At 69.4% G+C, this 7,932-nt stretch carries 10 protein-coding genes; all 10 read right to left on the bottom strand.

Features of this window, described 5'->3' with window-relative positions; all coding sequences use genetic code 11:
• Positions 1–284 precede the first annotated feature (284 nt).
• The 10 genes from Q333_RS0115115 to Q333_RS17145 all read right to left on the bottom strand — a co-directional run bounded on the left by Q333_RS0115115 (position 285) and on the right by Q333_RS17145 (position 7,930).
• The gene (locus Q333_RS0115115) at positions 285–1,349 is read right to left on the bottom strand and encodes a tyrosine-type recombinase/integrase (protein WP_157072484.1); all 1,065 of its coding nucleotides are present in this window, start codon (positions 1,347–1,349) and stop codon (positions 285–287) included.
• 259 nt (positions 1,350–1,608) lie between these two features.
• Entirely contained in the window at positions 1,609–2,046 is a 438-nt protein-coding gene (locus tag Q333_RS0115110) for a hypothetical protein (RefSeq protein ID WP_029418084.1), read from the bottom strand.
• A gap of 3 nt (positions 2,047–2,049) precedes the next feature.
• Positions 2,050–2,277 (bottom strand): hypothetical protein, encoded by a 228-nt coding sequence (locus Q333_RS0115105; protein WP_029418083.1) that lies wholly within the window; start codon positions 2,275–2,277, stop codon positions 2,050–2,052.
• Positions 2,274–2,990: a DUF7168 domain-containing protein gene (locus tag Q333_RS0115100; protein ID WP_029418082.1), complete on the bottom strand. Its 717-nt coding sequence runs from the start codon at positions 2,988–2,990 to the stop codon at positions 2,274–2,276. Before Q333_RS0115100 ends, Q333_RS0115105 begins: the two co-directional genes overlap by 4 nt.
• Positions 2,983–3,444, bottom strand: coding sequence for a hypothetical protein (locus tag Q333_RS0115095; protein ID WP_029418081.1), 462 nt, complete (start codon positions 3,442–3,444; stop codon positions 2,983–2,985). Before Q333_RS0115095 ends, Q333_RS0115100 begins: the two co-directional genes overlap by 8 nt.
• Entirely contained in the window at positions 3,441–3,806 is a 366-nt protein-coding gene (locus Q333_RS0115090; protein ID WP_157072483.1) for a hypothetical protein, read from the bottom strand. The genes Q333_RS0115095 and Q333_RS0115090 overlap by 4 nt, the downstream gene beginning before the upstream one ends.
• Positions 3,807–3,902: 96 nt before the next feature.
• The gene (locus Q333_RS0115085) at positions 3,903–4,178 is read right to left on the bottom strand and encodes a hypothetical protein (RefSeq protein WP_029418079.1); all 276 of its coding nucleotides are present in this window, start codon (positions 4,176–4,178) and stop codon (positions 3,903–3,905) included.
• Positions 4,171–4,467, bottom strand: coding sequence for a hypothetical protein (locus tag Q333_RS0115080; protein WP_029418078.1), 297 nt, complete (start codon positions 4,465–4,467; stop codon positions 4,171–4,173). The genes Q333_RS0115085 and Q333_RS0115080 overlap by 8 nt, the downstream gene beginning before the upstream one ends.
• A complete protein-coding gene (locus Q333_RS0115075; protein WP_029418077.1) occupies positions 4,464–5,000 on the bottom strand; it encodes a hypothetical protein in 537 nt (178 codons plus the stop codon). The genes Q333_RS0115080 and Q333_RS0115075 overlap by 4 nt, the downstream gene beginning before the upstream one ends.
• Complete coding sequence (locus Q333_RS17145; RefSeq protein ID WP_051651377.1) at positions 4,997–7,930, bottom strand: ParB/RepB/Spo0J family partition protein; 2,934 nt, start codon at positions 7,928–7,930, stop codon at positions 4,997–4,999. Before Q333_RS17145 ends, Q333_RS0115075 begins: the two co-directional genes overlap by 4 nt.
• Between the last annotated feature and the right edge of the window lie 2 nt (positions 7,931–7,932).

Here is a 7,932-nt window from a genome sequence, read left to right as displayed (position 1 = left end):
TCCGACGACTCCGCAAACGCTCTGAGCGCCGCGATAGCGCCGCAGACTGCCTAAGTATCTGATTTTGCTAACGTCGCACCGGCCTCAAAATCCGGGCCGGATAGGGTCCGGAAACGTCGGGAAAGCAGCGGGCGATCTAACAAAATCAGCGACTTAGTTCCGATGGCGCGGGAAACTCGCGGCGCTCAGGCGCATTCCGGCGCTCCGTTGATTTTCTTCGACTTTCCGGCGCTTTCCGGGCCTTCCCGTTTTCTCCGAGCGCCGCAAGAGCGCCGCAAGGTTCCTCAGACGTTCCGCCCTTTCGACGTCGCGATCAGGCCCTCCGAAGCCTGGGCGAGCGCGGCGTCCTCGGCTTCGTCGCGCCACAGATGGCCGTACAGATCCATCGTCATCGCGAGCGTGGAATGCCCTAGCAGCTCCTGAACTTTTTTCGGGCGCAGCCCCTGCTCGATCCAGAGGCTGGCCGCGACGTGGCGCAGGACGTGCGGTCCGAAGGCGATGACGGGCCGATTCTTCCCCTTGCTGTCCGGGATCTGCTCGACCAGGCCCGCGCGCGTCATGATCTGCAGCCAGCAACGGCGCATGAACGCGTCATAATCCCAGAGATCCCCGCCCTCAGGGCAGGGGAACAGCCGGCCCGCGACGCGCTTCGGCTTCCCGTCGCCGGCGTCGTGCATGAATGCGGCCGATGGGCCGCGCTTGAGCCGCCAGGCCTTGAGCGCGCGAGCTGTCGCGGGGCCGAGCGGAACGTCGCGGCGCGCCCTGGCCGACTTAACCCGGCCGAGGCGGTTGTACTGGCGCTCCAGCTTCTCCCGGACCTTGGCGATCGCTCCCGTCCCGCTGAACGCGACGGCGTCGTCGGCCAGGCCGCGCAGCTCAGAGATCCGGAAACCGCCGAACATGAGCATGCGGACGATCGCTGCGTCGCGGGCCGCGTCCGGGCCTTCGCCGGCGGCCGTCAGAAGGGCCGTCAGCTGCTCCTTAGGCGGGATCTCCAGCTGCTCTTGGCCGGCCTCCGGGCGGACCATCCGCTCGACGCTGCAGGGCTGGGCGGGATTGGCGATCAGCCAGCCCTTCCGCTGTCCGAACTTGCACCACGTCACAAGGCTGCGGCGCAGGCGTTTGACGATATCGAGCGAGCCCGAGCGGATAAGCAGATCGTCCAGGAACTGCTGACACTTCGGCGTCGTCAGTTCAGACAGGCGAAGGCGGGCGAAAGCTCGATCGGCGAGCAGGTGACGGCTGATCTGCAGGCCGTATCCGTCCCGCGTCGACGTCTCGCGGATCCCTTCGCGGACCAGTCCGTCGAAATAGGCGTAGTGCGCGCGCGCCAGCTCCTCGACCGTCATGCTCGCGGATCCGCCGACCAGGCCGGATCCGATCGACTTGAGGAAGGCGTCGGCGTCGCCCTTCTTCGGGAAGTTCTTCGACTGGCGCTGGCCGTCGGTCCCCGTCCAGGTCGCGCGCCAGCTGATCCTGACGGTCCCGTCTTTTCGCGCGCGCTGCGCGACCTTGCGAACATTGGCCAAGGCGCCCTCCTCTGATCGCTGACGTTGTATGCCGGTCGCGGGCGGCTGTCGCGGTGCGCAGCGACCGGCTGCGCCTGGTCTATTGGATCGCCGAGAGGACGATCAGCTGCGGGCCCGCGTCCGAGATCTCGAGCCGGACCCGGACGGAGGGGTCGTGTCTGACGCAGGCCAGCGAGGCCTGGCCGTCGTCATCGTCGCATTCCTGCAGGGCGTCGGCGATCGTGTCGCCCGCGTGGTCCGCATCCCAGCCGGAATCGCCCCAGCGCAGGAAGTAGCTGTCGGTCCCCTCTGGAACAGGTCCGCGCGCGGTCCAAACGCCGTCGACCTTCTCGGCCTCGATCTGCCCGAGATCCGTCAGGCGGCTGCAGGAGAACTCCGAACCGCTCGCGATCGGACCCTCCCGGTTCCATTCGCCCCGGACGTCGGCGGCCAGCCATTGCGCCCAGCCCTCAAGGGTCGGCGCGCAGGGGAGGACTTCGTCGGTCCAGTCGTCGACATAAAAGTACGTCGTCGCCATGGTTCAGGCCGCCTTGCTGGGGAGGGTCGAGGGATCGGTAAGCCAGGCGTCCAGCTCGGACCGGAAGGCATAGATCCCGAGCCCGTCGCGCTTGCGGATCGGGATCGTCCAGCCCTCCTCGCGCGCCCGGTAAACCTTGCGCTCGGGCCAGGCCAGATATCCGGCGATCGCTTTGACGCCCTGCAGGAGATCCTGCGCGGTTCCGGCTGTTTCGGCGGGAAGGTCGGTCATCGTGGGGATCCCTGATCGAGTCGACCGGCCGGGCGCGCGGACGCCTGCAGGCCGGCATTAAGGGCGACGGCGTCGGCGGCGCGACGGCCGAGGGCGTACTCCGGATCCAGATCTCGCGAGCGCGGCGCGGCCGATGCGCGGATCTGGATCCCAGCCTCGGCCAGGCCTCGCGTGACAAGCTGGTCGCGCAGGAGAACCAGGCCGGTTCCAGCGGGCGTCGGCTGCTTCAATGCGCGGATCCGCTGCGCGAGCCGGTCGCCCATGCCGTCGAGATAGGCGCGGATCCGCCGATCCCTGACGGTCGGGCGAAGGATCGCAAGGCCGACCTGCAGCCGCTCGGCCGCCGTCTGCATCGCGCGGGCGCAAATCCCGAGCAGATAGGCCGAGATCTCGACCTCATGGGCGAAGCCGAAAAAGTCGACGCGGACGGGGTGAACCCCGGCGGGCGACGTCCAGTAGGTCGAGCCGACCAGGTCCGCGATCGCGCCGGCGACTTTCCAAAGCTGACGGCCGACCGCGTCGACGTGGCGCTCGCTATGACGGGCGAACGGCGTCTCGCGCAGCGCGGCCTCCTCAAGCGTCAGATTGTAGTCGCGCAGGAGCCGGGCCGCGAGCGCGGCGGCCGCGAGCGCCTCCTCCTCCGTACAGCCCGCAGCGACCGTCTTTGCGCGCAAGGCCCGGATCCGGGCGCAGATCTTGTCGCGCTCAGTCATCGTCGCCGCCCTGATCCTCGGGCCGACAGTCGAGAAACCGCAAGGTCATGGAAACAGCGAGATCTCGGCCCGCCGTGATGACGCCGTAAGGCCGGGGCTCGGACGGCATGCCGTAGGGGCCGGGCCCAGCGGCCGCCCAAGCCGCGTGACGCGCCTTATCCTCAGCTGCGAAGTCGCGTTGCCAAAGCCAGTAGGAGCCTGGCGTGTTGCAGGTCTGGTTCCAGCCCCAGCGTTTCAGATACCGGGTTTCGGCCGCCTCTAGTGCATCCCGAGCGTTCTCGATGTCGCGGGCGAGCGCTGTCAGCGTGTAGCTTTGAGCTGGGGCCGCGCTATGGGCCAGGTCCCAGCCGAGACGCACGTTTTCGAGCGCGTCGGGGCCGTACTGACGACCAGTTGCCGCCCAAGCGATATCGAACAGCGAGGGCTCGTTCCCGCCAACCTGATCGCCGCTCATGCCATCACCGCCCGGCGAGGATCTCGGCCGGACCGAATCCCAACGCGCGTCAGGGCGTCCTGCAGCCGCTCGCGGCCGCCGCCCCGCAGCCAGGCGAAGCCGAGCGAGCGGTCGCGGGTTCCGTCGGGGAGCAGGGTGAAGATCTGGACGCCGCGATCGCGAAGGCCCTGCGGCGCTGGCGGGCTGTCGCCCTGGGCCATCCGGCGGCGTTCGTGAATGTCCTCGATCTGCTCAAGGATGATCGTCCGGTCCTGGCGGCGACGCTCGATATGGGCGGCGAGCTTGTCGATCGAGGGGAAGGCGACGGGGCGGGCGACGGCGTCAACGCGCGTCAGGAAGGCGTAATCGATCTGGTCTTTCATGAGTCGACTCCAGGGGGTGTCAGGTTTCGGGGGAGGCCCGGCGGCGAAGCCGGCCGAGGCCAGAAGGGGGATCGCTTCGCTCCAGGGCGGGCGCATCTAGTCGGCCAAGTACTTTCCACGACCGGCCGGCGGTTGATCGGCCAGCCATTCGTTGTTGAACTGGCGACGGATCTCCCGATCGTTCGTCCCGGTGAGGCAGGTCCAGCCCCGACGCGCTTCAACTGGGACGGCGCGCGCGATCCGGGTTTTGCCGCTGGCCATGGGGCCGATCATCGTGATCACGCGCAGAGCGGGATCGATCTTGACCTTGATCGTCGAGGGGACGGGGCCGCCGAGGGCTTTCTGAGCGGCGGCGTCGATGATCTCACGCATGTCGGGTTTCCTTGCGGGTTAGAGAAAAGGGGGCGGCGTCGTTCGCCGCGATCGGGCTGCGCGCCCGTCTGGTCGCCCAGCCGCGCAGGGCCTGCTCGCGATTGCAGCCGCCGGTTTTCGGGCGCGGGCCGTTGAACCGGACGCCGCAGTCCCGGGCGCGACCGATGACGGTATTTCGCGTGACGCCGAGCAGGAGCGCGGCCCCGGCCGTCGACAGGCCCGCGTCGGCGAGCAGCTGCAGCTGGGCGCGGATCAGCGCCCGGTCGAGGGTCGGTCGAGCCTGGTTCATGCCTGCCAGCCCCCGACGATGCGCGGCCGGAACGGCGGACGGGGCGGGGTCGGTGCTTCCGCCGCGGCCCTGAGGATATCGGCGATCAGGGCACCGTGACGGGCGGCCGTCTGCGCGCGAACGGCGGGGTCCTGTTCCTCGGCCAGAAGGTCGGCCGCCACGGCCGCAAGCGCCGTCAGCGTCAGGTCGCGATCCTTGATCACGCGCCCCTGATCGTCCCGAGGCGCGCAGCATATCGCGGCGGACTCGAGTCCCTCGATCATCGACTGCAGCGGCGACGGCGGCTCGACCCGCCCCTCGGCGTCGCGCAGGACGTCGCCCGCGACCGTGGTGAGATAGGACGCAATGCGATCGCGCGACGATCCGGGATCTCTGCGATCCCAGATCAGCCGGACCAGCGCGCAGAACGCCCCGATCGTGAAGCTCCCGGCGTGGTGGTCCGGAGGGAGGGTCGAAAGGCCCGCGACCATGGCCGACCGCAGCGCGCCCTGGCCGGCGGCGTAGTCGTCGAGATTGAAAGCGGGGGCGGTCATGCGGCCTCCCGGGCGTCGGCGACGTTTCGGGCGAGGGCGTTCAGGGCGAAGGCGATCAGCTCGGCGCGGGCGATGGCGAGATCCTCGGGCTCGGCCCGATCCGGATCCGCGACCGCCAGTTCAACGATCCGTCCGCCGCCGTGGGGCGTCAGGGTGATCTGGGCGTCGCCGCCCGCCGCGAAGTCGCCGACCAGGCCGACCAGACGGAACAGCTTCTCCGGATCCGGCGCGCCGGCGGCGATCTCGGCGCGGACGTCGATCAGGAGCTGCGACTCCTCGGCGACGTCCTCGGCCTCGGCCGCCTCGCCCAGCTGCTCGCCGATCGGCGTCTCGACAGGGCGCAGCCAGGCGCAGGAATAGCCTTCCCGGTCGATCCGCATCGCAAGGGCCAGCGGATCCATTTCCGCGTTCAGAAGCCGGACGACGTTGCGACCCGCCTCCGTCAGCTGGACCGTCCAGGGCTCGCCCGGCTGGGCGCTGAACAGGAGCAGCGCATCCGGCGCGCGTTTCCAGAGGGCGACCGCGTCCGCGTCCAGCCAGTACTGACCGACCGCGACCGGCTCGCCCAGCCCGGCGGCCGAGGCCTCCAGCGCGTGACCGACTTCCCTCAGGATCCGGATCTGCGGCTCCGTCAGATCGCCGAGGACTTTGTTGTCGTCCGCCTCGCCAGGGGTTGCGAACGGCGGTTGGGTCCAGACTTCGGGGCCCTCGGCCTGGACGACCGGATAGCCGGGGTCGCCTCCCGCTGCGAGCTTCGCTCTCGCCTCGGACGCCCTAGCGGCGCTGAAATAGTCTATCCCATTGACGAAGTGTTCGCCCTGCAGCTGGTCCAGCCAGGCCATGACGTCAGCCGGGAGCAAGGCACGGAATCGACGCTGCAGACCTTCGGCCACGCGTCCCAGGGCGAGCGGCGGGTTCGGGAGGTACTCGCTGGCCTCGATGGTTTGGGCGTATCCGTGGCGGACGTGCGCGCGATATCCGACATTGCCGGCCGTATCCTGCAGCTCCTGGATCGTGATCCAAGGAAGGCGCCATGCGGGGTTAACGACCGGGCATTCCATCCGTTGGCCGGCCTGGGCGGCTTTAGGCTCCTCGACCTTCGCGACGTTCAGCCAAGGCGTCGCATAAAGGCCGCCCTGTTCGAGGATCTGGAGATCCTCGCCGCTGTACCCCGCATCCTGTCGCGCCTGAGCAAGCGCCCCTTGGCGGTCGGAATAGAAGCCGAGGCGCGTCAGCGCGCCATGGATCCCGCCGCTCTCGTTCGCAGTTCCCGCCGAGAAATGAAGGCGCGCGACTGGCTGGGCCTTCGTCGAAAAGAGCCGTCGAACTGAGCCTAGCTCGACGATCCCGCCATGCAGGCCGCCCAAGTCGGCCTTCGTCGGCTCTGCGCCGATGATCGTCCATCCCGCCTGGCCTTCGATCGTCTCCGGTTCAGCGAGGCACTTATCAGCCAGCTCTAGGAGGATCAGGCGCTCGGCCGGGCTATGCCAATCGCTGCCCTTTTGCGCGCCGTACGGCTGGTGGCCAGCGGGGCCGGCAAAGGGTGCGCTCCAGCGTTCGATATAGTCAGGAAGGGCCGGGGCGATCTTCGCCGGGGCGCTTTCGGGCGTCGCCGGATTGGCGTCGGCCGTCGCCGCCGTGTGGGCCGCGTTCAGGAACGGCGTCGCCCAGCGCTGCAGGGCGTTCAGCTGGCGCGCCTGGTCGGCCGAGATCCCGGCCTCGCGGCGCAGGTGGAACAGGGCGCGCGGATTGTGGGCGGGGTGAAGGTTCTCAAGGCGCAGCCGAAGGTGTCCGAGATCCTCGACCCGGGCCCCGCCGAAACTTCCCTCGGCGTCTGCGTCGAGGAGGGTCGCGACCAGCCCTGACTGGTCCAGATTCCGCAGCCCGGCGTCCGCGACGGCCTGGGCGAAGTCGACGTCGACGATCGGGCCCGGGATATCGGGGAACCGCGCGGACGGCCGGGCCGCTGCGGCGGCGGCGATCTCGCCCAGGACCATGAGTTCCCGGGCCGTCAGCTTCGGTTTGCGGGCGGCGGCTTCGGCGTCGGCCGAGACGGCGGCGACGCCCTCGCCGGGCGCGATCTCCTCGATATCGCGCTGCTCTGCAGCTGCGCCCGAGATCTGGCGCAGCTGCTGGATCATTTCCCGCGCCCGCGACGCCGTCAGGTGGTCGGCGTGATCGCGGGGGAGACGCATGCGGTCGCGCTGGGCCGGGGTGAGCAGAAGCAGATCGAGGCGCTGCTCGACGAAGCGACGGGTCTTTCCGACGGTTTTCGAAATCCGGCCGACGCCCCAGCCATGCTCGGCCTTGAGGGTCTGGAAAGCCTCGGCCTCCTCAAGGGGATGCAAGCCCGCCCGCTGGACGTTCTCGACAACCTGGTCGGCCAGGATCTCGGCCGCGTCCGCCTGGGCGCTCAGATGATAGGGGACGTGGCGATCAGCCGGCCAACGCGGATCGGCTGCGGCGATCAGGAGGCCGATCGCGCGCCAGCGGCGCTCGCCCGCGACCAGCTGGGCCGAGCCGTCGCCGGTCATGCGGACCAGGAGCGGTTGCTGCAGGCCGCGATCGGCGATGCTTTCCGCCAGCTCCTGCAGGGCGTCCGGATCGAAGGCCTTGCGCGGCTGGTCCGGATCAGGGGCGATCTGTTCGCGCGTCAGCGGCGGGAGGCCCGCGCTCGCGGCCCCCTCTGCGACCCGCATCCCGGCCAGCGCCTGGGACCCGGCGTCCGTGAGGACGTACGGCCGGCCAGTCTCGGCCGAAGCGAGGATCCAGCCTTCGGCCGTCAGCCCCTTGAGGCTGCGCCGCAGGTTGGACGGGTCGCGATCGAGCAGCTTCGCAAGGCCGTTGACGGTGTCCGGAACCTGGTCGCTCTGCAGCGCCTCAAGGACCGGGCGGCTTTCGACCGCAAGGGGTGTCAGTGTGATGCTCATGG

The organism is Brevundimonas bacteroides DSM 4726, assembly GCF_000701445.1.
In the GTDB taxonomy this organism is placed as follows: Bacteria; Pseudomonadota; Alphaproteobacteria; order Caulobacterales; family Caulobacteraceae; genus Brevundimonas; species Brevundimonas bacteroides.
This window is presented reverse-complemented; position numbering and strand designations above follow the sequence as displayed.

Bases quoted from the DNA above. Each gene is read 5' to 3' on its own strand.
- Q333_RS0115095 (WP_029418081.1), bottom strand. From the start codon at position 3,444: ATGAGCGGCGATCAGGTTGGCGGGAACGAGCCCTCGCTGTTCGATATC.
- Q333_RS0115115 (WP_157072484.1), bottom strand. From the start codon at position 1,349: ATGACGGTCGAGGAGCTGGCGCGCGCGCACTACGCCTATTTCGACGGA.
- Q333_RS17145 (WP_051651377.1), bottom strand. From the start codon at position 7,930: ATGAGCATCACACTGACACCCCTTGCGGTCGAAAGCCGCCCGGTCCTT.
- Q333_RS0115080 (WP_029418078.1), bottom strand. From the start codon at position 4,467: ATGAACCAGGCTCGACCGACCCTCGACCGGGCGCTGATCCGCGCCCAG.
- Q333_RS0115085 (WP_029418079.1), bottom strand. From the start codon at position 4,178: ATGCGTGAGATCATCGACGCCGCCGCTCAGAAAGCCCTCGGCGGCCCC.
- Q333_RS0115100 (WP_029418082.1), bottom strand. From the start codon at position 2,990: ATGACTGAGCGCGACAAGATCTGCGCCCGGATCCGGGCCTTGCGCGCA.
- Q333_RS0115105 (WP_029418083.1), bottom strand. From the start codon at position 2,277: ATGACCGACCTTCCCGCCGAAACAGCCGGAACCGCGCAGGATCTCCTG.
- Q333_RS0115075 (WP_029418077.1), bottom strand. From the start codon at position 5,000: ATGACCGCCCCCGCTTTCAATCTCGACGACTACGCCGCCGGCCAGGGC.
- Q333_RS0115110 (WP_029418084.1), bottom strand. From the start codon at position 2,046: ATGGCGACGACGTACTTTTATGTCGACGACTGGACCGACGAAGTCCTC.
- Q333_RS0115090 (WP_157072483.1), bottom strand. From the start codon at position 3,806: ATGAAAGACCAGATCGATTACGCCTTCCTGACGCGCGTTGACGCCGTC.